Genomic DNA, 25,938 nt, shown 5'->3' on the forward strand with positions numbered 1-25,938 from the left:
GCTTCACTGACAACTGCTGTCAGTGAAGCTGTTAACTTTGATAATATTCCATTAATTCTGCTGTAACATAAACCAATGCCTTTTTCAAGGTTTCAGGCTTTATCACCTGAATAGCTTTACCATAGGATAAGAGAAAATATGGTACGTATTTATGAATTACTCTTTCATCAAGTAAAAAAGTAGCTTCATTTAAAGTCCTTTCTTCAAGATGATGCCCTAAAAACCAATGATTGCACAGATCGTCCAAGGCTTCTGCCCTGCCACTTATAACTAATGAAACCATTTCTGCCTTACCTTCTTGATGGGATAAAATGCTTTGCATAAAAAACTCTCTTGCTGAAAAGTCTTCTGGACGCATAAAGGCCCTTTTAATATGTTTTATGTCTAAAATCCTCTCAACTCTAAAACTGCGGATTTCATTCCTAAGATGACAAAATGCCACAGTGTACCATTTATTATTCCAATAAAGCACTCCATAAGGGTCAATAGTTCTTTGTTTTGGTTGTTCTTCCTTACTTGTTCGGTACCCAATTTCAACAGAATACTGATTTACTACAGCTTGCTCAAGCTCCCCTAATGTAACCTTAACCTTAGGGTCAGAAACGCGATTTATTACATCAAAGGTAGCTAAATGATCATTGAGTAGTTTTTCCTGTTCCACATTAGAATACATCTTTAACTTTTCTGTAGCTTTGTCTAAGGATTCACTAAAAGGATATCCAGCTTCTTTTGCAAATGTAGCCGCTTGAAGTATAGCCTTTTGTTCTTCAACTGAAAAAAACAAGGGTGCTCTGATAAAATTGTTCAATAAACTATAACCACCCTTCTGACCTGTGTCGGATACTATAGGTACCCCGCTGGCGCAGAGAGAATCTATATAGCGGTAAACTGTTCTTATATTTATTTCTAATTTTTCTGCTATTTGCTTAGCCGTTATTTTTTCTCCTGAATTCAGCATCCACAGAATGGCTAGCATATTATCGTTTTTTGACACAGCACCACCTCTTTTCCTTACTCATTCCAATTTAGTATGTTCCTTTAGTTTTATCTCTATTTTCATTATTAAATCTCTATTCTGTAATTATAACAGGATATCTTGGGATTAAATAGAATAACAGGAGGCTCAACTTCAATTTTACTTAAATACTTGTAATATCTTTAAGAAGTTTTCCTACCTGTTCTATGCTTCTATAGTTTTAATAGATTTACTAATTAAGTTCTCTAGTACTATAAATTTATGAGAAAGATTATAACAAGAGAAAGATTATATCAAGATATATATAATTCTTCATTTTAATTAGCAGCTACTTTCTTTTCTTCACCGGTATCCATATTTCGCTTTTGAAATTTGGAGAAGTTGTATCTTTGCTCTCATTCCACAGTATCTCAGGTCCTTCTGCTATTTCATAATTTGAACCTGGAAACCATTCAGAGTAAATGCGTCCCCAGACATTTTGCAGTGTTTCTGGGAAGGGCCCTATTGCCTCAAATACAGCCCAAGTTGAAGGTGCCACTGTAAGCTCAGCTAAATCCCTTGGGCACTGATTATTTGTTGCTACCCCAATATAGTGATCAAAGTCACCCTTCTCTTCCATTCTTCCCTCTGAAAAGTTCACTGATGCACTTATTAGGCCCATTGGCTCCACGTTTGAAAGTTCTTTAAGTGTTTTAATCATCTCCATGTTTAGGCTTTGCCACATAGCAGCAATTTCTGGATTTACTCCATTAAAAACTATTGGCACCCTTTTTTTTATGCCAATTATTGAAAAGGCTTCTTTTTCTTCAATTCGATAATTCATTTCATTTCCCCCTTGTATTGATAATTGGAAGGTCATTCTTGGATAGGATTTTAGACATTGACCCTTGTTTCTAGCTTCAGATGGAGTTATTCCATGTAACCCTTGAAAAGCTCTTGCAAAGGAGTCCGCTGAGCTGTAGCCGTATTTTACTGCAACATCAATAACTCTTATATCACTGTTATTAAGTTCAAAGGCTGCAAGAGTAAGTCGTCTACGCCTAATATATTCTGATAGGGTTACTCCTGCAAGGAAAGAAAACATCCTTTGAAAGTGATATTGTGAGCATAAAGATATCTTTGCAACTTCTTTCAAATCAATGTCATTATCAAGATTTACTTCAATATAACTAAGTGCTTTGTTCATATTTTTAATTGAATCCATGTTATGACCGTTACATAAAATCTACTAAAGTCTACTGTTTAGAGATTTTTTCCTTATTCAACGCAACCTGTTTTGTCATAAGACTACTCCAGTTTCTTATGTTGCTCCAAAGGCTTAAATTCCTGTGTAACGAACAGTACATGTCAGCATTATCTTTTTAGTGATACTATGCTGATTCCTTGTATTTTGAAAGATTTATTGATGCATTTTTATCTCTATCAATGCTACTATTGCATGATGGACAGATAAAAACTCTATCTTTAAGTTTTAAATCTTTCTTTATTGTTCCACAACAAGAACAGGTTTTGCTTGAAGGATAAAACCTATCTGCTTTAACAAATTCAATTCCATTAAATTTACTTTTGTATTCTAAAATACTAATAAATTTATGAAAACATTGTTCGCTAATGGCTTTTGATAAGTGTTTATTTTTAAGCATACCTTTTACATTTAAATCTTCAACAACTATTCTGCTTGGCTTGGTTTTCACTATTGCAGTTGTTGTTTGATGAATATGATTTAAACGTATATTAGAAAGCCTTCTTTGGATAAGTTTAATTTCTCTTTCCAGTTTTTTTATATTATTAGTTTTAGTGAACTTATAACGGTTTTCACCTTCCTTTCCTATTTGAATTTTACCTTTTTCATATTTTTTTGAAACTTGTCTTTGCTTTCTTTTTAATTTCTTTTTTAGTCTTTTAACTTCTTTAGTTTTATTTATATTTTTAAACCGCCTATCTATATTTGAAACTATTGCTAAATCTTTAAGTCCAAGGTCCACACCTATTGATATACCTGTATTTTCAGGTATGGGTTCTCTTTTCTCAATACCTACAGATATATACCAAAACTTCCCGTCAAAACTTATTCTTGGATTAGTATATTTAGTATCCATTGGTATCTGCTCTGCTGTTTTTATCCAACCTACCTTTTCAACCAATACTAAGTTCTCTTTTACTTTTAATTTGTGTGTATCATTATAGAATGATGGTTTGCTTTTTCTTCTGCTTTTAAATTTTGGTTTATCCGCTAACCCCTTAAAGAAGTTTTTATAAGCATTACAGGCATCTTTTACAGCCTGTTTTGCAACATTATTAGATACTTCACTGAGCCAGTTAAGTTCTGATTTCTTTAAGATGGTTAACTCTTTTCTCAAATCTTCATCTTTTATAAACTTACCACCATTTTTATAATTTTCATCTTGCCTTCCAAGTGTCCAGTTATATATAAATCTTGCAGTTCCAACTGATTGCCATAATTTTTGTTCTTGCTCAACGTTAGGGATAATTCTAACTTTCTTCGCCAGTATCATTTTCTAATAACTCCTTAATCATTTTCTTAGCTTTATTTGCCCTCTTGCCTTGCAATCTACAACTAAAAACTGTAACAATTTGAATTAAATCCTCAACTAACTCCTGTTCTTCATTTTTTTCAGTATTATCTATAATCTCAATAGTAGTTCCATATTTGTCACATAGGTTTTCTATAATTTCAAACCCAAATCTTAATAATCTATCTTTATATAAAATTACTATCTTTTCAACTTCAGAATTAGTTATCATGTCTATAAGTTGATTTAATCCTTTTTTATTGTAATTAATGCCACTTCCTATATCAGTAATAACATGAAATTGGTAACCTTTAGCAATCATATATGTTTTAACATTTTCAATTTGTCTTTCAAGGTCATCTTTTTGCTTATTACTTGATACTCTACAATAACCTATTACTTTTCTGTTTCTCTTAACAAGTGGCACTTGTAAAACTTGATTAATTTGTTGTTCAGAATAATAACGGTGTCCACCTTCTGTTATATGGTGTGGTTTTAATTTCCCCTCATTATCCCATAGTCTTAAAGTTTGAATACTTTTTCCTACTAACTTTGAGAATTGACCAATTGTATAATATTTCATGCTATCACCTCTTTATACATATTATGGCAGCATAAAACTAATAATATACAAATATATTTTATTAAGTTTTAGTAGTTACATTTAAGCTGTTGCTCCCCTCCTCATATCAATAGAATAACAGAGATTGAAACTACCTATCCGACATTTCTTGCACCATTATGTGGGATAGGTCTTTATTACCTAAGCTCATTTCTTATTTGGTCTTTCCATTTATTAATATTGGCAATTGCATTTTCCTCACCGCCTAAGTATATGTCTTCAATTGTCATGGGCCATTCCCTTAGTTCACGGTTTCTTTCTAAATTTGGAATGGAGCTTGTTATTTTACCCAATGATTTTACCATTTCTCTGTTTCTCTTAAGAATATATGATGAGTCCCAGTTGTTATCATAGGCCTCAATAAATAACTTTATTAAGTGCTTATATCCTTCAGCTGTGTAATTTGAAGGATGTTGTATCATATAGCAGGAAACAAGCCAAAAGTGCAAGGCATATAACTTAGGATCATTATGCTCCCATACAAGGGGAAATCCAAATAGTTCATAACAAGAAAAACCATCAGTTTCTCTTGCACCACATTCCATACATCTTCCGTCTTTCATAACTGTATTATTATCAACCATTATTACCGCCTCCTTTATAACCTTTAATTATCTTTCCCTAATAAAAAACTTTTCAATAACAGCTTACACTATGACGCAACGTAAAGGTCAAATAAATTATTATTATTTATTGTAAAATGTAAAAGTAACTTCTTGATTGCACTACTTAATTCGTGTTTAGCGATTTTAGTCTTGCAAGTGCTTAAGTCGTAATTTCTTAGGATTCTTATATTTTCTTTTCTACGGTTTATGGACTGCACTCTTGCCATAAACAATTGACTCCAGTTATGAAACCCTTAGCTAACTTTCATTACCAGATTATTATACATGCTAGGCGCACAAAAACAGCTCCACTGACAACTATTGTCAATGAAGCTGTTAATTTTCTTGAGCCACTAAGCACCCTCAACCATATCTCGTTTTACATATCCAATATAACCAAGTACTATTAAAATAATACTAATCACTGTTATAGTAGCAAAGGTTGCCCCATCAAATTTTTCTACTGGCATATGTGGAATCCAGCTTTGAATAGCTGTTTTTGAAAACCAATCTGGTAAGTCTAAAATTCCCCCAAAGTAGTTTAGTGCAAAAGAATAGCCAAGATATACATATACAAGCTTACCTAGTTTTGGTGCAAAGCCCAAAGCCAAGGTAGCAAGCCCTACAAAGAACAATACAGATGGAAGAAAGTTATAGCCTGCTGCAATAAAGTCCCCTATACTCATCACTGAACTGTCTCCCATTGCAGAAATTGCTGTACCACCAAGTCCTACTGAAGCCAGTAAAATTCCTACTACTCCAGCAATGATTGCAATTATAACGCTAGTAAAATATAGCTGAGTTCGAGTGACTTTTGTTGAATAAAGCTGGCTCAAATGTAATCTCGACTCTTCTGAAAAAAGCTTATTAACTATAGCAATTGGTAAAATAGAAACTAATCCAATCATTACCATCATAATAGTTCCAGTAAAGGATTCTTCCAGTGAAACCCCTGCTAGCATAAACATTTTGCTTACCATTTCATTTCCCTCAATAAAAGTCTGCATATCTCCATAAATAGATCCATAGGCTGCCCCCATGATTACGAAAGCAACTGACCAGGAAATTATTACACCTTTATTAAGCTTCATAAACAAACCAGGTATGGATAGTAATGACTTTTTCGCTGTTGCACGTCCTTCTCTTTCAGGTAAATAACCTGCTCCCATATCGCGGCCACCTTCAAGAGCAAAAGCCATAACCACAACAAGTATACAAAAAACTATAGCGTAAATTAGCGGATACCAGTTGTTTTTAGTAAAGGGATAAGTTAGATAAGTCCACCCCATTGGATTCAGCATTGATAAATTAACATTTGACACATCTGTACCAGCACGAACAATGTAGAGCAAACCTACAATTCCAAGAGATGAACCAGTTGCACCAGATGATGTTGGCATAACTTGTGCCATAACTAATGCAATGGAAGCTCCAAGAATTCCTGCTATTCCTATTGATGCACCAAACAAAAATGATCCTTCAGTGGAAATTGTAGCTGCACTAAAGCTAGTCATAACCACACCAATAGAAAGAGCTAACAAAATATTGATAATAACTATTTCCATCATCACAGCAAGAGAATTAGCTTGACGTCCTACTTGGAAGGAACGCACTAGTTCAGTAAGCCCATGGTCTTCTTCCTTACGAGTATGACTAACAACATGGAGCGCTGCCATAATCATGGCAAACAAACCACAAAATAACAACATTTCATTGGCATACATTGCACCCAAAGTATAGTCTGCTGCCTTATCTATTGGTGTGGGACCAACCATTGAAATCATGGCAGGGTTTTGCATGGTTTCATACATTCCTATCAAGCCTTGTCCCTTCCCAATTTCCTCAAAAGCTGGAACATAAGCACCTGCAAATAAGCCTAACCCTAGAATCCAGATGATATTTTTTTTCCAATCACGTTTAAGATATTGCACAAATAGTACATTCCAACGTGCAAATTTTTCTTTCATAATAAATTCCCCCCTTCCAGCTCTTAGACTTCATAATGTCGCATGAACAAGTCTTCAAGGGTTGGTGGCACAGATTCAAACTTCTTAACACCTAATTTTACAGCTTCGGATAATATATCATTGATAAATTCATTATCTGCTGAGAAGGTAGCTTCCTTGTCCTTATGCTTAAAATCATGAACACCCTTAACAGCTGCTATCTTAGCCACATCACCTTCTGTTTCTATAGTTACTGTAGAACGAGTTAAATGACGTAATTCATTTAATGTGCCAGTTTCAACAACCTTACCCTGACGAATAATAACCACCTTATCTGCTAAACGTTCAACTTCACTTAATATATGGGAGGACAGTAAAATTGCTTTCCCTGCCTTCTTAATCTTTTCAACTTCCTCTTGAAACACTGCTTCCATCAAAGGATCAAGTCCAGAAGTGGGCTCATCGAAAATATATAAATCTGACTCAACTGACAATGCTGCAATCAAGCCAACTTTTTGACGATTTCCTTTTGAATAGCCTTTTGCCTTCTTTTTAGGATCTAGTTCAAAACGCTTAATTAAATAGTCACGCTTATCCTTATCTCCACCACCATGTAATTTAATAAATAAATCAATAATTTCACCACCAGTTAAACTGCTCCAAAGAGCCACATCCCCGGGAACATAAGAAATTCGCTTATGAATCTCAAGGCTATCCTTCCAAACATCTTTATCAAAAATTTTAACTTCCCCAGCATCTCTCTTGATAATTCCCAGCAAAGTACGAATGGTTGTTGATTTACCTGCGCCATTTGGCCCAATAAAGCCAACAACTTCTCCAGCCTTTACTGTGAATGTCACATCATGCAATGCTTTAAATTTACCGAATTTTTTTTGCAATCCTTGGACTTTTACGATTTCTTGCATAATACAAATCTCCTTATTAAAATATTTTGAAATAGTTTTATAAGGTGCTTTCTAATTTAAAACAGCGTTTATATTTTAAATGAATTTATTTGAACTTCAATATACGTTTTAGTTCATATTATCTTATTTGCAAGCATATTTTAAACTAAAATTCACTTATTAATTCGATTATATTCCTTTTTTATCCCATAGTCAACAAGTAAAATGGTATTTAAAACTATATATATGCTTGATGATTCATAACTTTTACTATATAATAAAAAAAAGTATAATTATGAACTAAATCTTCTTATAAATATTTTAATCATCATATATAGAGAGTAGGAATAATTAATGAATGGTTATGAAAAACGGACACAAGAGAAGAAAAATCAAGTTTTAGAAGCAACTTTTTATTTGATGAATACAGCTACAGGCATAGAAAACTTAACAATGGATGACATTGCTAAGAATGCAAATGTTGGTAAAACATCCATCTTTAAATATTTTGGTAGTAAAGAAAACCTTATCAAGGAGGTTTTTGAGTTCTTTTTAAATAAAATAAGGGAAACAGCTCTAGAAATAATGGCAGAAAATAAACCTTTTGAAGAAACCCTTATTGCCATGAGCCAGAATAAAATCAATTACTTAGAAAAAATCAATAAGCAATTTTATTTGGATCTAATGGATTTTGCTACCAAGAAGGGTGATGATGGTTTATCCATCATGATGCAGCAATACATCAAGGAAAGCTACAATATCATGTTGGATTTATTCCATCGCGGTCGTAAAGAAGGAAAGGTTGATTTGAAATATTCTGACGAATTTCTTTTAGTTTATTTTCAAGCTCTTGTTGAAGGGATTTCCAGCCCACATATCTACCGAAAAATTCTTCCTTATACAGCCCAATGGACAGAACTGCTGGTTAAAGGTATTGCACCAAATAAATAAATTCAATGAAACTCACCTTAGGTCATTGATAAAGATGAGTTTTATTAAGGAGTATATAACTTAAGCATTCTCCCAGTTCTTTGTTTACGAAGCATTAATAACGTTTTAGTTTCAATATAAAAGCATAAAAATCACACTAAATTAAAATGTAAAAAACACCACTACTTTCAAATAAGTAGTGGTGTTACATATTTTTTGCTAATGTTAATTATTGAGGCTGAATTACAAAATCAACCTTTTCATTTGCATAAGAGGTTCCATAAACCTTAGATTACTAAAAAGTAGTGAGGCTTCTTCAAATTGCAAATTAATGGGGTATCACCGTTCTTCACCTTCAGAATTACACTCTAAGGGAGCCACGGAATCCCCTGGTTCCATAGTAAGACTCTGCACCATTATGATACACAAAAACATTACCATATCTAAAATCAGCAAAGATGGCACCGCCTAGGTTTCTGATCTCAGAGGGTGTTTTTAACCAGCTAGAGGTCTTCATATCAAAATTTCCAAGGCTTTGAAGTTCCCTATACTGTTCTTCTGTCAATAGTTCAATGCCCATAGCCGCTGCCATATCAATAGCGCTATTTTCAGGTTTGTGTTGTTTCCTTGACTCAAGTGCTTCTCTGTCGTAACAAACACTCCTACGACCTTTAGGACTTTCCACTGAGCAGTCATAAAAAATATATTCTCCTGTAGTTTCATCATACCCAACCACATCTGGCTCACCGCCAGTTCTCTCCATTTCACCAAGTACCAAAAGCTTTTCTGTATTAGCTTCCAACTTTGCTTCCACTTTAGCCCATTCAAGGTCTTTATGACGATTCATGTTTCTTTCAAAACGCTCCTTTAGAACATTCAATATTTCACTATTTGACATAACTCATTCCTCCATTTAATTTACTTTAAATTTGTAGTGAAGTTATTACTATAATAGGTAAATTGGCTAATTACTACATATGTTTTTTAGCGTGTAGCCCATATAAAAACTATTTTCACATTTTTATTTGGTAAAAACTTTATTTGGTAAAAACTTTATTTTATCTAATCCTAGGATAAAATATTTATTTCTATTATATATCACATTACAAGATTTCTACATACCCTTCTGTTCCATGAACACGAATTTGTTGTCCATCCTTTATTAGTTTCGTAGCATTTTCAACTCCCACAACTGCTGGTAAGCCATATTCTCTTGCAATAACTGCTCCATGGGTCATAAGTCCACCAACTTCAGTGACTAAGCCTTTTATGGAGACAAATAGTGGTGTCCAGCTAGGGTCAGTAAAGGAAGTTACTAAAATATCTCCCTGTTCTAGCTTAGCATCTTCCATGTTTAAAATTACACGTGCACGACCCTCTATAACTCCAGAGGAAACTGCTAGACCTACCATTGTACCTGCTGGGAGATCTTCACGGTTATACTTACCAATAATTACTTCCCCCTCAGAGGTCATAACTCGTGGTGGAGTTAATTTTTCATATAATTTGTGCGCTTCTTTTCTCTCACATATAATTTTATAATCCAGTTTGTTTGAGGCTACCACTTCACGAAGCTCTTCAAAAGTGAGATAGTATATATCTTCTTTTTCATGGATAACCTTAGCCTGAACTAGCTCTTCAGCTTCTTTTAGCAAAGCCTTTTTATATAGGAAGTAGCGATTAACCATGCCGTATTTTGGATATTCACGATAACCAATGAAGTTTCTTATTAAATCAATTTTTTCCTTTGTTGCCTTAGCTTTTTCCTCACCATCAGGTAGCTCCTTCAATCTCTTTAGTAGCTCTTGTTCTTTTTTCAAAGCTTCCTGTCGTCCCTGTTGAAACTTTCTCTCACTAGCCTTAGGCTGAAAGTTTTTAATATTACTAAGAATCATAGGGATAAGTGTAGTTGGATTTTCACTAAAACGAGGTCTAGTAATATCAATTTCTCCACTGCAACGCATTCCATATTTCTTTAGATATTCATTAATAGCATCTTTTGCTTCCTGTCCACCCTGAAACATTACTATTTCCTCTAAAAAGTCATAATTCTTTAACTGCTCTAGATAATCAATTACTTCTGGATAAGGACGAATTGCATCTGCAACATCCATTAGGGCCAGGCCCATCTCAGAAGTAACGTTGTTTGGTACAGATTGAGAAAGAATATCCGCTACATTTTTCTCCCCTAACCACTGCTGGATTTTCTCATTAATCCAGGCTGAAGCATTTATTGCAGCCATAAATACTGCTGAACTTTGTGGGTCAAATAAAATCCTCTTTAACTCCCCAATATCTTCTGAAATAAAATCAAATACCTCTGTTCCAGTCTTACTCTTAATATTTTGTTTTAACGCTTCAACAGAAGCTTCACATTTCTTAATCAAATCAGAAACTATGTTAGGATCACTATCCATCTGTGGCTCCTCTTTCCTAGGAGCTTCACTTTTATTATCCTTGTTTAAGTTCTGATGTTCCTTCTCCTCTGGTAAGACTTTTATGAAATCCCCTCGCTGCAAAAGGGTTGTGATTGCATCCTTTATAAGAGGGTCATGTTGTCCCATGCCCTTTAATAACATCTCTCTACTTTCAGGTGAAGCCAGCATTTGTGCCACATCAACGAAGAGTCTTCCTCCAGCTTTAAACCTCTTTCCAAAGGATATTAGTTGAAAAAAAGACATTCCCAGTGGTTTTAAAGGATCCGTCATCATTTGTTGATGTCCCACAGAAATATATACATGGTTTTCTTCATCCTCCACTTGAGGAACTGGGTATAAAGTAGTGATTGGACGGCTTTGTACAAGGTAAAATTTATCATCAGCGAGACACCATTCTATATCCTGAGGGGAGGTAAAATGATCTTCCAGGTTTCTACCCATGATCTCAAGGTCCAAAATTTGCTCATCAGTTAAGGCTTGCTTATTCTGAAGTTTAGGTTCAATGTGTTGCTTCTCCGTCCCTCCATGTTGTAAAGGGTAAATAGCTAGCTTTTTAGTTGCTATATTCTTGTGAATTATGTTACCTTCACGAACTTTATACATATCTGCATTTACAAGGCCAGAAACCAAAGCTTCACCAAGGCCATAGCTTGCATCAATAGATAAGACTTTTCTATTGCCTGTAACAGGATCAGCAGTAAACATAATACCTGAAACCTGTGGAAAAACCATTTTTTGAACCACCACAGATAAATATACTTTTCTATGATCAAAGCCATTTTGTATGCGGTAAATTACAGCTCTATCTGTAAATAGGGATGCCCAGCATTTTTTTATATGGTTTAAAATTGCTTCTCTTCCCCTAAGGTTTAGATAGGTATCCTGCTGACCAGCAAAGGAAGCAGTTGGTAAATCCTCTGCAGTAGCACTTGAACGAACAGCGTATGCATTATTTTCTCCAAGGGTTAAAAAATGACTTAGAATTTCCTCAATAATATCTTTTTGGATAGTTACCTCTTCAATCCTTCTGCGTATTTCACTAGTAATTTCAGCGATTTTATCTAGCTCTTCCACCTTTAAAAGGGCTAACTCATTAAGCAATTCCTTAATAAGTGGTGTTTCCCCTATTATTCTTTTAAAGGCCTCAGTGGAAATACAAAAACCCTCTGGTACGGCAATTCCTTCAATCTTACATAGCTCTCCTAGATTGGCACCTTTTCCCCCAACCATGGAAATCTTTGATTTGTCGATTTTCTCAAAGCTAAGCACATATGAATTCATAAACATTCTCCTCCCTCTCTTTTAGGTCTAGGTGAAGCAATTATCTCTAATAACGTCTGTTCCTATAATACACACAATAATCCTAAATTATAAGTCTGTTATCTAAAAATTACATATGCTATAATGAAGAGGGGGAGAAGTTTCCCCCTTTGTTTTAAGATAAAAGCAATTTGTGTGACTTTAATTTAAAATAACTCTCCTATGAAGTGATTCTTTTAAAGTTCCATAGACACTTTACTTAATTAACAATCTAGCTCCTATAAGATAATCATTTCATGTCTTTCAGTATCCAAACAAAAAAATAGAAGCAAGCCATTACTTAATTCAATATATATTTGGAACATAACATGCTGTAAAACAGGAGGATTTATATGAAGAATAAATTTAAAGTATTAGTACCTGTAATACTAACTGTATCATTAAGTTTAATAGGTTGTGGGAATAATTCTGATAAAATATCAAATCAGGATGGTAAAACTACTTCACAAATTGAAACCTATGATTTGATAAAATACAAAGACTCTTATGTAGGTGATAATAGTTCAGTAGGAAATATAATAGCAAAGTTACCTGGTAATGAATATAATGCAGGATTTAGTTTGCAAACTGATAAAGAGCCTTACGGAATAACTATTAACTATAAAGCAAAGGAAAGTTTGGGTGAAGATAGTTATAATAAATTTTGGAGTGATAAAAAAGTTACTGAGTTTTTAGAAAAAAATGCAGTAGTATTATTATCTCTTGTTCAAAATGCTGAGGTTATAGAATTTAATGTAGATAGCATAGGTGAAGTAAATTATAAATATGATAGAAAAAGTTTAGAACAGAAATATGGTGGCAATTTAAAAGATTTATTTAAAAATGATAATTCATTTAAAAATTTTTAAATAATTAGTATTTCGCAGCCTATAAAATATATTAAGAGAAGTCAGATGACTTCTCTTATTCTTTGCTATATTATCTGAACTAATGCTAGTCACCCCGAGGAAATTTCGAAAAACCATAACTTAGCCCGTACTATTTCTTAAAGGTTTTATTAAAATATTGTTAGAACCTTAGTTTAAACCTAATCGAACAGTTGGAAATGGATATATGCTCTGATTTTAAACTAATGATTAACAGAAAATGAATTTTGTAAACTTATCACTTAATATTTGAACATAAGTTTATATTTGTACTTTGCAATTGAAATTTTTATTAACAATAATTTCAATTATGTGAATTTACAGTTATTTTGTGGTAAAGTATATTTATTCAATTATTTTGTATGAATTGCAATTTCTTAGGGGGGTTAAATATTAATGAAAAGAGCGTTATTAGTAGCTTTATTGCTTATGTCACTTACGGTAACAGCCTGCAGTCCAAAAGCCAAAACAACTGATGTAAATGGTGAAACAAAACAAACTGATGTAAGTCCAAGCACCCAAGTGAAAATTACTAAACATCCAGAACCTGCAACTTTCAATCGTGAAAGTGTAAGAACCTTGCCACCACCAAATCCCGCTTACGAGGGCGATAAGACCCTAGATCTTAGGAGCTATGATTTAAGTTCCCTTGATTTAAAAGATAAAGCAAAGGATTTAGAATATGCAGAGTTTGATAGCAAAACAATTTGGCCCAAAAGTTTGCCTGATAAGTTTGACCCTAAAAAGCAGATGGACCTGTGCAAAAGTCCTGGGCTTAATGTAAAAAAGCTTCATAAAAAAGGAATAACAGGAAAAGGTGTAGGCCTAGCAATAATAGACCAAACACTCTTAGTAGACCACATTGAATACAAAGATAATCTTAAAATGTATGAGGAAATTCATAATTTTGGTGATCAGGCACAAATGCACGGTCCTGCTGTAGCTTCAATAGCTGTAGGAAAAAATGTAGGGGTAGCACCTGATGCAGATTTATATTATATTGCGGAAACTCATGGAGAATATAAAAATAACGATTTTGAATATGACTTCACCTGGGTTGCAAAATCTATTGATAGAATCCTTGAAGTAAATAATACTCTTCCTCAGGATAAAAAAATTAGGGTAATTTCTATTTCCCTTGGTTGGGATAAAAGCCAAAAGGGTTATGAGGAAGTAAATGCAGCTGTTGATAGAGCAAAAAAGGCAGGAGTATTTGTAGTTTCCTCTTCCCTTATAAACACAGATGGATACATGTTTAATGGTTTAGGCAGAAATCCTTTAAGTGATCCAGAAGCTACTTCTTCCTATGAACCAGGTTTGTTTTGGAAAGACAGATATTATGAATATGGTAATGAATTTTATACTATGATGGGAGAAAAGGCAGGAGTAAAAATTGATGAAGTTTTACTAATTCCAATGGATTCAAGAACCACTGCAAGTCCTACAAATCCTAAGGATTATGTGTTCTACAGAGAAGGTGGCTGGAGCTGGTCCATTCCATATGTAGCAGGGCTATATGCTTTAGCCTGTGAGGTTAATCCAGAGGTTAATCCAGAAATATTCTGGTCAACAGCCTTAAAAACTGGAGATACAATTAAAGTTCAAAATAACGGAAAAGACTACGAAATGAAGAAGGTAGTAAATCCTGTGAAACTAATGGAAGCCTTAAAGTAAGCTATTAAGTACAAGTCTTTCAATTCCCAAATAAGTGAAAAAATTAAGCCCTATTAATTTAGGGCTTTTCTTCTAATAATTTATATTTATTCTCTATAACTTTTTATTTTAACCATGTTTTGAAGAGATAATTCTACCCTCCTCTTCATGGTGAAAGCCTTTTTAGACCACGGGATTAGTCTTATAATTGCAATAATTTTATGCTTACAATAGCTCTCTCTTTTTAAAGGGTGACATGATAAATCTTTGAGCAGACTTTGTATTTGTAAGCCACTGGATATGAGCACTTTGTTTTGTATTTTCTAAGATTTTAGGAATAAAAAACTTTGCAACAGTTTCAGGCTTATCTGCTAAAATGTTAAATACTTTCTTAAATTGCTTATCCTCAGTAACTGTAGAAACCTCTCCTGTAGGGGCTTTAGTGATAAACTCAGTAAGCATCATACCTGGAGATAATCTACCTACCTTAACTGGAGAATTTTTAAGTTCCTTTGCTAAACCCTTTGTAAAATAAGTAAGTGCACGCTTTGAAGTTCCATATAAAATGGTTTTTTCTATAATCATATCATTTGAGCCTAAGCCTTCCATGTTCCAAACCTGACCATAGCCCTGCTTAAGCATATTTTCAACAGCTACCTTGCATCCGTACATAATCCCTTTTATATTGGTATCCACCACTGCTTCAATATATTCCGCTTCAGTATCCCACATAAACTCATGAGGAACATTTTGACCTGCATTATTAATCCAAATATCAACGGTTCCCCACTTTTCTATAGATTTAGTCCACAGGTTTTTAACCTCTGATATATTTCTTACATTACAAGGTACATAAATAAACTGTTTTTCAAAGGCTTCAACCTGATGGTTTTCTCTATTAAAGGAATTTTCCCTTGATCCAGATATAGTAACATTACACCCTGCTTTTAAAAATTCTTTAGCCATTTCAAGGCCCAAGCCCCTAGTACTACCAGTAATCACAACATTTTTCACTATAGATCCCCCCTCTTACCTTTAGAAATTTTCAAAAATAACTAATCAGTCTACTGGCCTATTTTGCTTAATACTACGTGCACAGAACCTATTAATAGCCCAACTATAAATAGAACCTGCGTCTTTGGCTTACGCAAAATATTTTTCGCATTTTTAATTATTTATTTTTTACGATGCTTCACTCAAAATATCCTTCATATCTTTGACATATTTTCAGATGCCTTATCTAATTTTATTATAACAGAATATTCCATAAAATGGAGGTTTTTTGAATACTTCCTAACCCATAGTTTTTTAATATTGCACAAATAATATAGATAGTTTAAAGGATAGAATTGAATAGTATTAAGCTAATATGACATAAACACAAAACAGCACCGACCTTAAACTATCCGTGCTGTTTTAATAAACTTTTTAAATTTTATTGTCCTGATATTAAGGGGAATCCTTTAGTTAAACTAACTTAGCTACTTTTATATTTCTTATTAAATGTCTATTTTTTTCTTCTTGTCATTTCCCTTTGCTAGTTTTGGAAGAGTTATCTTTAAAACGCCATGATTAAATGATGCATTAGTAATGTTCTTCTCCACGTTATCTATATAAAAACTATACAAAGTTCAAAATTTCAATTGCGTCCTTGATTGTCTTTTCCATAGCCTCTCTGCCATAATCATCAACTAGCCTTCTATCTTTCGGATTGTGGGTTAAGCAGGCGGCCCCGCCTATACACCCATCGTTGCAAGCCATGCCTTCAATAAAGTTTTCTTTTAATACACCTTTACTAGCTTTTAAAAGTGCAATTCTACATTCTTCAATTCCACTACAAGAAATTGGAGAAGCTTTAAAATCTGTTACCCCTTGCTCTTTTAGAGCCTCCACTACTGCATCTGATAAACCACCACTTCTTGCAAAAATTCTTCCAAAGTAAGAGGCATTATCTAGAACATCATTTGGTAGCTTTGAAAGATTAATATTTCTACTATCAAATAGCGCTTGAAGCTCTTCAAAGGTTAAAACCACATCTACATATTGTTTAACTCTATGTTTTTTAACTTCAGCTTTCTTTGCAGTGCAAGGTCCAATAAATATAACCTTACTATCAGGGTGAATTCTTTTAATATATTTTCCGATTTCAGCCATGGGGGATAGATTATGAGAAATATGTTCCTCTAAATTAGGAAAATTTTTCTCAATGTAAGCTACAAAGGCAGGACAACAAGAACTAGTTAAGAATTCTTTTTCTACCAGTTCCTTAGCTTCCTTGTGGGCCACCATGTCCGCACCAAGGGCTACCTCTACAACATTGTAAAACCCTAGCTGTTTAAGTCCTGAAACTACTTGACCTATGTTAGCATTTTGAAATTGTCCTGTAATAGACGGAGCAATAATTGCATAAATTTTATTTTCACCATTGCTCTCTCGTAGAAGTTTTATGGCCTCAAGTATATAGGATTTATCCATAACAGCACCAAAAGGGCATTGATATACACAAGCACCACAGGCAATACATTTGGACTCATCAATATGAGCTTTTTTATTTTCATCCATAGAAATAGCATGGACCTTACAGGCATTTTCACAGGGTCGAACACTTTTTATAATTGCATTATATTGACAAGCATTTAAACATTTCCCACAGCTAATACATTTTTTATGATCTATAACTGCTTTATGAGAAACAAAGGAAATAGCACCTCTCGGACAAGCATTTTCACATCTATGAGCAATGCAGCCTCTGCAAGCAGGGCCAACAGAAAATTCAGTGATAGGACACTCGTCACAAGCTATATCTAAAACTTCAATTACATTGGGATTATTTTTATCTCCACCCATAGCAAGTTTTATACGTTCATTTAAAATAGCACGCTCTTTATAAATACAACAACGAATAGAAGGTTCTGGACCTGGTACAATTTTTTTAGGTATATCTAGCATTCCACCCTCTAAATTATCCTCAAAAGCAAGCTTTGCAACTTCTTTTAACACATCATATTTAAGAGCTTGAACATTAGTATCAAATAATCTCATGATTCTACCTCCTAACATAAGCTTATTTTAACTTTTTTATCCATTTTCATTAAAAGACTTTTTAGTTCTCTTATAAATTCCATTTTTATTGATGAATTAATCTGCATACCATCTATTTCATGACCAGGATTAATTGCTTTACCAATAAAGAAATTTATATCTGTAGCTTCCTCAAAGAGCAACTTGGCAAGTAGAGAAGCACCATCAGTTTTATTCTCTAAATCAAGGGAAATTTTACTATCCTCTAAGTACTTTCTACCTAGTTCTACTACCTTACCAAGGGTAATAACTCCTTCAGTAACTAAATCTACACCCTCTATGTGGGCAATGGCAGGTATTTCTTCATTCTGGGAATTAGCAACTATTTTTATAGGTTTATTTAAATAGTTACTAACCATTTTTGAGGTACTCCCACCACATACTATCTTTTTACCTACCTTAGAAAAAAATAGTTTTAGTATTATATTATCCTCTTCTTTTTTCTCAGGAGGGCCTATAATAAGGTTTACTACCTGTCTTTTTCTTATCTTAAATACTGCAACCGTTGAGTCATCCTGAGGAGTACCAAGAGATAAATCCATGCAGGCATCAGCAATGGTGGAGGCCATTCTTTGGGGTGACATATTAGGTGTATACCATAGTTCTATATATTTAATAACTTCATCACGCTTCCAACCATTTGTAGTAACTCGCCCTAGACCAGCACTAGTAATGCCATCTGTAAGTAAAATAACCATATCTCCAACTTGGAGTTTTATATTGCTTTCATAGATTTCTTTTTCTCCAATAATCTTGCAGGTGGAGGAATAGGAATAATTTTTACCCTCTCTCACTATAATTGCAGTAGGATTATCAAACTGACCTAAATAAGCATTATTGTCATAGTGATAAAATTGAAATATTGTAAAGGTGGAATAAGCAAGATTTCTAACCTTACATACAGGTAAGGTTTTTGCTACAGTATGCACGCTATGTTCAATAGACATATTTCCAGCCATCATGGTACTTAAAATTTTCGAAGTTAGTGTGGCCAAGATATTTGCTTTAATTCCACTACCAAGTCCATCAGAAAGTACAATTGTGGTGGTATCCTCCTTCTTTACCATGGTATAATAATCTCCACAAATCTTTTCACCATGCTTATTGAGGCTTACAAATCCACACTCCATAAATATGTTTTTCACTAGTCTTCATCCTCCTCAAACATAGTGTTTTTTAACTCATTTAAGGCAACTTGTGTTTCAGCTGTGGTTTCACCAAGTAAAGAAGCGATTTCGTGAACAATACCTATTTGCTTTTCTAGTATTATATCAGCAATATTCTTTGCGTTATTTCTTGAAGCTAGAAGTTTTTCTCTCTTTAACTGTTTCTTAGTTATATCCTTCATTATGCAAATTACTACATGGCTATTTTTATCATACACTAGCAACTCTTCTATATATTTTTCATATTCTGCTAAATAAATCTTCTTGCTTATTCTACCTTCCTCTTTAGAAATTACATTGACAAAGTCAAACTCGTCCATAATTCTTGACACAGGTACACCGATAATATCTTCACTTTTGGATATCCCAAAGATATTACAGGCAGCTCTATTAATTTGTTGAATCTTTAAATCCATATCCACAGCTAAAATTGCATTTGGAGTTGCACTTATAATTTTGTCAGAGAAGGATTCTGCTTTACTCCTCATATAAGGAAGACACATGGTTATTTCGGCTTTACCAAAGTAAACAGCAATAGCTTTTTCTCTACAGGTATGATATCCACAGGTGCCACAATTAAGTTCATCACTGAGACTATTTCTACCCATTTTTTTAAGTATAGCTGCAATATCACTTTTGCTAGGAGGAAGGTAAACAATCTCTTCACTCTTAATTTCCTTATAGAGATTCATATCTATGTTTAAATCATAATCACAGAAAGTTTCCCTATTAAAAGCAAGTTCCTCCACCTTTATTTGTGCATTTATAAGATTTAATTTATTTTTACCTTTTGCAGGACCATTAACACAACTGCCATTGCAAGCACTCATTTCGATGAAGCAATTTTCAAAATTACCTTCCTCTATTTCATTAAGTGCATCAATACAATTATCTAGTCCGTCTATAGGAATGTATTTATAATTTGTATCTATATTCATGGTCCTAATTATTCCACCAGCCACTGGAAAGAATCTAGATAAGTATTTTGAGGAGGGTATAGCCTCCGTGTTAATTACGTTAATCTGTTCTTCCTCAAGCCACTGATTGAGCTCATCAAAGGTCAAAGCTATATCTATTATTCCAGGATAGTTTTCAACCTCATCTTTTTTAGAAATACAAGGTCCGATAAACACCACCTGTGAATTGGGATTCTCCTCTTTTATCAACTTTCCATGAGCTTGCATAGGAGATAAAACAGGGGCTAAATTTCTAAGAGTATTAGGATGATGCTTTTGAATTAACTTAACTACTGTTGGACAACAAGAAGAAATTATTGTTTCCCCAGTGTTTTTAGCTATGAGTTTTTCATACTCACTCTTTACTAAAAATGCGCCTTGTGCAGTCTCATAGGCCTCTGAAAAACCTAGTTTTTTTAATATATCTTTAAATTCTTCAAAGGTTGAAACATTGTAATTTGCAATAAAAGAAGGAGCAACACTAGCAATAATATCCTTATCTCCTCTAATTAAATTTTTAACAATTTCTAAGTCATTCCTAACTTCTTTAGCATCTTGAGGGCAGGTTAAAATACAGTTTCCACAAAGTATACAGTCTCTTTCTAGGATTTGTGCCTGATGGTCCTTAACTTCAATAGATTTAACAGGACAATTCCTTACACACTTATAACAATTTTTACAATTAGCCTTTTTTAATTTTAAAATGCTCATATGCTAATCAACCTTCTTTAAAACATATTTATCAAAAACCTCTGTTAAATTTTCCTTTGTTACGCCTGTTACAAGCTGTTCATCCACTTTTATGGTTACTCCTGCTTTACAATAGCCAAGACAAAAGGCAACCTTAACCTTAACCTGACTATCTAAGTCTTTTTCAGTTATCATTGCCTTTAAATTATTCATTATTTCATAAGATCCTCTAACATGACAACTGCTGCCTATGCATACTAAAACATCCATTTTAAAGCCTCCTTTAGAATGTTTATTCATAATTTTAACTAAAATTTAACTACTGAAATTGATAAAACATTCACATTGTCTTCATTGTAACATTGAACTTCAGTAGTGGGTAATGTATAATTTATATATCTAATATGTTTAATAATGAATGGATGATAGTAATGAATTTATTACACCTAAAATATATTGTAGAAGTTGAAAAGACTAACTCCATAACTAAGGCTGCTCAGAATTTATTTATGGGACAACCTAATTTAAGCAGAGCTATTAAGGACCTTGAAAAGGAGATCGGAATAACTATTTTCAAGAGGACTGTTAAAGGGGTTGAACCCACTAGAAAAGGTGCTGAGTTTTTATCCTATACAAAGGCAATTTTATCTCAAATTAATGAGTTAGAGTCTTTATATAAACCTTGTGAGTCTGATGTCATAGAATTTAATATGTCTGTGCCTAGGGCAACCTATGTTTCTGTTGCATTTTCTGAATTTCTTAACTCCTTTAAAGAGGAAAGGGCAATAAATATATTTTTCAAGGAAACAAACTCTATGGGAGCAATAAATGATGTGAATAACGGGGATTCTAATTTAGGAATTATTCGTTATCAAAAACTCTATGAAAGCTACTTTCTATCCTTTTTAAAGGATTCAGATTTAGAGTATGAACCCCTCTGGGAATTTGACTTGTGCTTGCTTATGTCAAAAGACCATCCTCTTGCTCACCATGAAGATATACCTTATTATGACCTATGCGACTATACAGAGATTGTCCATGGAGATTTTCAGGTACCTTCGCTTTCTCCTAATGAACTTAAAAAGGATTTTAGAGCCAAGTTACCTTCCAAACGGATTTATGTATATGAAAGAGGAAGTCAATTTGACTTATTACAAAGGGTAAAGGGTTCCTTTATGTGGGTATCTCCAATTCCCCAGGATGTTTTGGACCATCAGAATATGATTTTGAGAAAATCTTCTGCTGGCTCATTAGTTAATAAGGATATTATAATTTATAAGCAAAATCATGTGTTTACACCCTATGAAAAGTTGTTTATTAAAATGTTAAAGAACTTTACAAAAAATGAAAAAGCAACCTGTGGGTTCAGGTAAATACTCAGTTTCTCTGTGTTCATATAACTTTCTAAGAATTTTACCTATATGAACTTTAATTTTTCCATATATCACTTGCTTACGGTATTTTGGTGTAAAAACTATATGGTATTTACAATTCCACTTACTATGTGCTAAACTTTAACTATCCATACTGGATGACCTCCTTCGTTATTGATACGGTTGGCGAACCTGTATCTATTTTAACAAAGGAGGTTTATTTTTTTCTACTCATAGCTAAAAGCTTTTTAGAACCAAAGTTTGTCCCGTTGTATTGGTGATACAACGAAAAGCTGTATTTCCCATCCACTGTTCCTCATGAACAGGTACAATTACTTTCTCGAAGGTTTTGCCTTCATTTTCAGTTCTATAATAACAATATGAATTCAGCGAGTATGAGTTAAAGGATGCAATTTATTACTATTGAATTAATATAACAAAAACTCAAAACAGCACCAACATCAAACTGTCAGTGCTGTTTTAATAAATTTTAATTTTTTAATGTTCTTTATTTACCATTGCATGTTAGAGATATGGTCTATCCAACCTTTTTTCATAGGCGTTATGCTTTTTCATTTCCCTATGCCAAAATATATTGTTTATACCTGACCTTGTAACCACTTTAAGAATTCCAAGCATGGGCTGTTTTATCTCATAAGGCTTTCCAAGGTTATTAACCAGTTCTTTATGAAAAGCACCTGTTTCCTCATAAAAAGTACCTAAATCAGAAACCATTTTTAACACCTTCTTAAACATCTTTGGCATCATATAAGTAGCAGCAGCTTCTCCCTTGCAAGCTGTACCTAAATAGTTATAGTTAAGCTTTTTTGTAAAGCTCTCCAAATATCTTACAACAAATCTTTCCTGTGAGGTTTCTGTAAAACCAGCTTGAATAATAAAACCTAGAGACTTTCCTTCCACTGCAGGCTCCATAGCCTCGAAAAACTCCATTACAATTCCCGGCATGGCATGAATATAAAGAGGCATTATGATAATAACTGTATCAAAAGCTTTTATATACTTAGCTAGCTCCCCTTTATCACTATTTACTATATTCCTTATTTCACAAGGATTTTTCATATTATTTACAAAGTGCTGAGCAAAAATCAAGCTATTACAGTTTTTAGAATCTCCTTTAGGTGAACCGTTTAGAATTAATGTTTTCATAGCTGGCTCCCTCCTTCTGAAACAAATTCTTCAATAGGCTTTACAGTAACGTTTTTGTTATGAAACTGATAAAACACCCTATTTACATAGTCTACAAAAATCTTTCTGCTATCTTCGTCTTCAAATTCACCCTCATAATAAAACTCAATATCTGGATATTTTTCATACCTCTTTACATGCATGGATTCTCCTGTATCATAAGAGATATAGGGTAAATATAGTGGCAGCATTCTGTCAAACAAAGTTTTCAAATTGCTACTTACAAAGCCCCTTGAAACCTTTGCAAGATATATAGCTTTATCAGCAGTTATATACTCGTGATAAAAATCCTCCAAGTCCTTAAAAGTGCATCTTCCTGGTGTTGTCCACCAACAGGTCCAACATCCAATACAGCCTTTAACCTTTCTTTCTGTAAAGTCCAATGTAAAAGCAGCTTCAACACTCATACTCTCCAATTCCTTGATAACTACAGTCCTCATTTTCTCTCCCCCCTAAAATTGTAACTTGACGCACCAAAAGCTGTAAAAACAATTAATTCTTACAGCTCAAAATTATGATTATTTAATTTTAAACTCATTTGCCTTATATACAGTATACACTACATTTTAGTAATATATTACCATATCTTTAATTCACTTTATTATTGGCAATAGTTAACCATTAAAGTATTATTATCTACTATAAATTTTTGAACTTATTAATATTACTTAAATAAGCAATTTCTACCTATAGTTTTACTTAAATAAATATATTATAAGTAGGTGCCACAAATTACTCCACTTTCAGCACTCTTATACTTTAAAGATTATTTTAGGCATTTTCAAAAAATAAATAAGTCAGTATGTTTGTCTATTTTGAGTTATACTACGTCAACAGAACCCTTTGATAGCACCACTATCTGCGGAACCTGCTTCCTTGTCTGCACAAGCTTGCTTGTGAACTCAAAATATCCTTCACATCTTTAACTTGTTATTTGTTTTCAAATGCCTTATGTTCTCTTTTTATAACTTTTATAAATCTCTCTCAGCAACTATCTCATCAATTATTCTTTGAAGCCTTTTACTTGCATCTTCGATTTTGATTTTATTTCTGCTATTTAAAACACTATCAAATTTCATCAATTCAAGCTCTAGTTTACGTCTTAGATCTCCAATGCTCTCCTCGTATAATCTTTCAGCTTTTAAAAGTAACAGTTTGTTTGCTTCCTGCTCTCTTGGATGAATTTTCAAATATGAAAGCTCTTCCATTCTTTTTTCAATTTCCTCATCTGTCATATCAATATTTTGCCCTTTTATAATTGTCTTTTTACTCTCACCATTGGAAATTACTTTTACTTGAACTTCTAAAATTGAGTTTATATCATAAGTATAAGTTACATCAACGGCTTCTTCTCCACCCCTTGCTTTTGGTACTTCTATTTCAAGTTCTCCTAAGCTTAGGTTATTGGAAGAAAATCTACTTTCTCCTTGAAGCACCTTGATGGATATTTTAGTCTGATTATCTCTTACAGTATAAAGCCTTTCTGTTCTACTAGCAGGGATAACAGTATTCCTTTCAATTATTGGGCAAAAATACCCTGATTCATAGCGATTTTCTTCAATTTCTTTTACCACTTCTGTTCCAAGAGTGAAAGGACATACGTCTGTCAAAATTACTTCCTTGATAGCTGTGTTTCTTTCTTTCATAGCGCCTTGAATTGCTGCACCTAAGGCAACAGCTTCATCTGGGTTTACCGAAGTGTTTGGAAAGGTTTTAAAAAGCTTGCTTACAAATCTATAGATTATAGGAAGCCTTGTTGCACCACCAACCATTACTACTTGATCTATATCAGAAACCTTCACGTTAGCGTCAGTTAAGCTTCTTTTAATTGGTTGTCTAATTCTCTCAAGAAGCTTTTCACACTGCTTTTCAAATTTATCTAAATCCACAGTAAGCTCCATAAGCTCCCCATTTATCTTACAAGTCATAGTAGGAGCTTTTTCTGATAAAAAGCTTTTCTTACAGAGCTCTGCTTGCTTTTTTATATGTGCCAAAGTCTTAGAATCTAGTTCCTCAGCCTTAAGCCCCTTTTCACCTAAAAACACATCCATGAGAAGTTCTGTAAAGTCCTCCCCTCCAAGGAAATTGTCTCCTGCTACTGCATGAACTTCCAAGATGTTTTGAAAAAGTTCTAAAATAGACACATCAAAGGTTCCTCCACCTAAATCGAAGACTAAAAATCTTGTATCTTTGTTTTCTTGATAAAGACCATAAGCAATAGCAGCTGCAGTAGGCTCACTAATAATACGTTCCACCTTAAGGCCCGCTAGCTCCCCTGCCCTTTTAGTAGCTTTTCTTCTAGCATCATTAAAATAAGCAGGTACACTAATTACTGCTTCTGTAACTTCTTGTCCTAAGAAAGCTTCTGCATCTTCTTTTAGTGATCTTAGGATAAAGGATGATAACTCCTCTGCAGTAAAGGTTTTATTCCCTAAGTTGAATTTTTTATCCGTACCCATATCTCTTTTAAAAACACTGGCACTGGTGGTAGGGTGTAGCAGCATGCGTTCCATAGCTGTTTCCCCTACGTATATTTGCTCATTTTCATCTATACTCACTACAGAAGGTGTCAAATTCTTTCCCAGTCTATTTGGAATTATTTTAGGGCCATCCTCTGTAAAATAAGCAGCCAAACTGTTAGTTGTTCCTAAATCAATACCAATAATCATAG

22 protein-coding genes and 2 pseudogenes are annotated in these 25,938 nt (G+C 33.6%); 4 read left to right on the plus strand and 20 right to left on the minus strand.

The features are described from left to right. Positions 1-31: 31 nt before the first annotated feature. From B3040_RS16780 to B3040_RS16815, 8 genes are all read right to left on the minus strand, one after another. On the minus strand, positions 32-994 hold the full coding sequence (locus B3040_RS16780) for a helix-turn-helix transcriptional regulator (protein WP_291575859.1): 963 nt from the start codon (positions 992-994) through the stop codon (positions 32-34). A 310-nt stretch (positions 995-1,304) separates the two neighbouring features. After that, positions 1,305-2,180, minus strand: coding sequence for an AraC family transcriptional regulator (locus tag B3040_RS16785; RefSeq protein WP_291575861.1), 876 nt, complete (start codon positions 2,178-2,180; stop codon positions 1,305-1,307). Positions 2,181-2,346: 166 nt separating this feature from the next. Beyond that, on the minus strand, positions 2,347-3,492 hold the full coding sequence (locus B3040_RS16790; RefSeq protein WP_291575862.1) for an RNA-guided endonuclease InsQ/TnpB family protein: 1,146 nt from the start codon (positions 3,490-3,492) through the stop codon (positions 2,347-2,349). After that, positions 3,470-4,093 (minus strand): IS607 family transposase, encoded by a 624-nt coding sequence (locus B3040_RS16795; protein WP_291575864.1) that lies wholly within the window; start codon positions 4,091-4,093, stop codon positions 3,470-3,472. The genes B3040_RS16790 and B3040_RS16795 overlap by 23 nt, the downstream gene beginning before the upstream one ends. Positions 4,094-4,269: 176 nt before the next feature. Next, the gene (locus tag B3040_RS16800) at positions 4,270-4,716 is read right to left on the minus strand and encodes a DUF5946 family protein (RefSeq protein ID WP_291575870.1); all 447 of its coding nucleotides are present in this window, start codon (positions 4,714-4,716) and stop codon (positions 4,270-4,272) included. A 68-nt stretch (positions 4,717-4,784) separates the two neighbouring features. Then, positions 4,785-4,964 carry a hypothetical protein gene (locus B3040_RS16805; RefSeq protein ID WP_291575872.1) on the minus strand — a complete coding sequence of 60 codons (180 nt, stop codon included), beginning with the start codon at positions 4,962-4,964 and terminating at the stop codon, positions 4,785-4,787. 126 nt (positions 4,965-5,090) lie between these two features. Next, entirely contained in the window at positions 5,091-6,704 is a 1,614-nt protein-coding gene (locus B3040_RS16810; protein ID WP_291575874.1) for an ABC transporter permease, read from the minus strand. 23 nt (positions 6,705-6,727) lie between these two features. Continuing rightward, complete coding sequence (locus tag B3040_RS16815; protein WP_291575876.1) at positions 6,728-7,609, minus strand: ABC transporter ATP-binding protein; 882 nt, start codon at positions 7,607-7,609, stop codon at positions 6,728-6,730. A gap of 333 nt (positions 7,610-7,942) precedes the next feature. Between B3040_RS16815 and B3040_RS16820 the strand changes: the two genes are divergently transcribed. Next, complete coding sequence (locus B3040_RS16820; RefSeq protein WP_291575884.1) at positions 7,943-8,539, plus strand: TetR/AcrR family transcriptional regulator; 597 nt, start codon at positions 7,943-7,945, stop codon at positions 8,537-8,539. Positions 8,540-8,879: 340 nt separating this feature from the next. On the opposite strand, the gene B3040_RS16825 is transcribed toward B3040_RS16820, so the two are convergent. Both B3040_RS16825 and ppsA read right to left on the minus strand, forming a co-directional pair. Beyond that, complete coding sequence (locus B3040_RS16825) at positions 8,880-9,416, minus strand: DUF4256 domain-containing protein (RefSeq protein ID WP_291575886.1); 537 nt, start codon at positions 9,414-9,416, stop codon at positions 8,880-8,882. Positions 9,417-9,621: 205 nt separating this feature from the next. Next, a complete protein-coding gene (gene ppsA, locus B3040_RS16830) occupies positions 9,622-12,237 on the minus strand; it encodes a phosphoenolpyruvate synthase (RefSeq protein WP_291575888.1) in 2,616 nt (871 codons plus the stop codon). A 371-nt stretch (positions 12,238-12,608) separates the two neighbouring features. Here ppsA and B3040_RS16835 point away from each other — a divergent pair, with 371 nt between their 5' ends. Together B3040_RS16835 and B3040_RS16840 are read left to right on the plus strand one after the other, a co-directional pair. Beyond that, positions 12,609-13,124, plus strand: a complete 516-nt coding sequence (locus B3040_RS16835) for a DUF4825 domain-containing protein (RefSeq protein WP_291575890.1) — start codon at positions 12,609-12,611, stop codon at positions 13,122-13,124. A 414-nt stretch (positions 13,125-13,538) separates the two neighbouring features. Continuing rightward, positions 13,539-14,816 carry a S8 family serine peptidase gene (locus tag B3040_RS16840; protein ID WP_291575892.1) on the plus strand — a complete coding sequence of 426 codons (1,278 nt, stop codon included), beginning with the start codon at positions 13,539-13,541 and terminating at the stop codon, positions 14,814-14,816. Between the two features lie 204 nt (positions 14,817-15,020). Here B3040_RS16840 and B3040_RS16845 read toward each other — a convergent pair whose 3' ends face one another. From B3040_RS16845 to B3040_RS16870, 6 genes and pseudogenes are all read right to left on the minus strand, one after another. Continuing rightward, positions 15,021-15,809, minus strand: coding sequence for an SDR family oxidoreductase (locus B3040_RS16845; protein WP_291575896.1), 789 nt, complete (start codon positions 15,807-15,809; stop codon positions 15,021-15,023). A gap of 485 nt (positions 15,810-16,294) precedes the next feature. Further along, positions 16,295-16,417, minus strand: a pseudogene (locus tag B3040_RS16850) (Hsp20 family protein); the annotation flags it as partial. After that, a complete protein-coding gene (locus tag B3040_RS16855) occupies positions 16,416-17,837 on the minus strand; it encodes a 4Fe-4S dicluster domain-containing protein (protein ID WP_291575899.1) in 1,422 nt (473 codons plus the stop codon). The gene B3040_RS16855 and the pseudogene B3040_RS16850, both read right to left, overlap by 2 nt. Positions 17,838-17,848: 11 nt before the next feature. After that, positions 17,849-19,021: a SpoIIE family protein phosphatase gene (locus B3040_RS16860; RefSeq protein ID WP_291575901.1), complete on the minus strand. Its 1,173-nt coding sequence runs from the start codon at positions 19,019-19,021 to the stop codon at positions 17,849-17,851. Continuing rightward, entirely contained in the window at positions 19,021-20,709 is a 1,689-nt protein-coding gene (locus tag B3040_RS16865; protein WP_291575903.1) for a [Fe-Fe] hydrogenase large subunit C-terminal domain-containing protein, read from the minus strand. Before B3040_RS16865 ends, B3040_RS16860 begins: the two co-directional genes overlap by 1 nt. 3 nt (positions 20,710-20,712) lie before the next feature. Further along, a complete protein-coding gene (locus B3040_RS16870; protein WP_291575905.1) occupies positions 20,713-20,958 on the minus strand; it encodes a (2Fe-2S) ferredoxin domain-containing protein in 246 nt (81 codons plus the stop codon). 134 nt (positions 20,959-21,092) lie between these two features. Here B3040_RS16870 and B3040_RS16875 point away from each other — a divergent pair, with 134 nt between their 5' ends. Then, entirely contained in the window at positions 21,093-22,061 is a 969-nt protein-coding gene (locus B3040_RS16875; protein WP_291575913.1) for a LysR family transcriptional regulator, read from the plus strand. Here the strand turns inward: B3040_RS16875 and B3040_RS16880 are convergent. The 4 genes and pseudogenes from B3040_RS16880 to B3040_RS16895 all read right to left on the minus strand — a co-directional run. Continuing rightward, positions 22,059-22,202: pseudogene (locus B3040_RS16880) on the minus strand (transposase); the annotation flags it as partial. The gene B3040_RS16875 and the pseudogene B3040_RS16880 overlap by 3 nt on opposite strands. 384 nt (positions 22,203-22,586) lie before the next feature. After that, complete coding sequence (locus tag B3040_RS16885) at positions 22,587-23,228, minus strand: NAD(P)H dehydrogenase (RefSeq protein ID WP_291575915.1); 642 nt, start codon at positions 23,226-23,228, stop codon at positions 22,587-22,589. After that, the gene (locus B3040_RS16890; protein ID WP_291575917.1) at positions 23,225-23,707 is read right to left on the minus strand and encodes a flavodoxin family protein; all 483 of its coding nucleotides are present in this window, start codon (positions 23,705-23,707) and stop codon (positions 23,225-23,227) included. The genes B3040_RS16885 and B3040_RS16890 overlap by 4 nt, the downstream gene beginning before the upstream one ends. A 531-nt stretch (positions 23,708-24,238) precedes the next feature. Continuing rightward, entirely contained in the window at positions 24,239-25,936 is a 1,698-nt protein-coding gene (locus B3040_RS16895; RefSeq protein ID WP_291575919.1) for a molecular chaperone HscC, read from the minus strand. Between the last annotated feature and the right edge of the window lie 2 nt (positions 25,937-25,938).

Source organism: Clostridium sp. UBA4548 (genome assembly GCF_002387895.1).
Lineage (GTDB): Bacteria > Bacillota > Clostridia > Clostridiales > Clostridiaceae > Clostridium_J.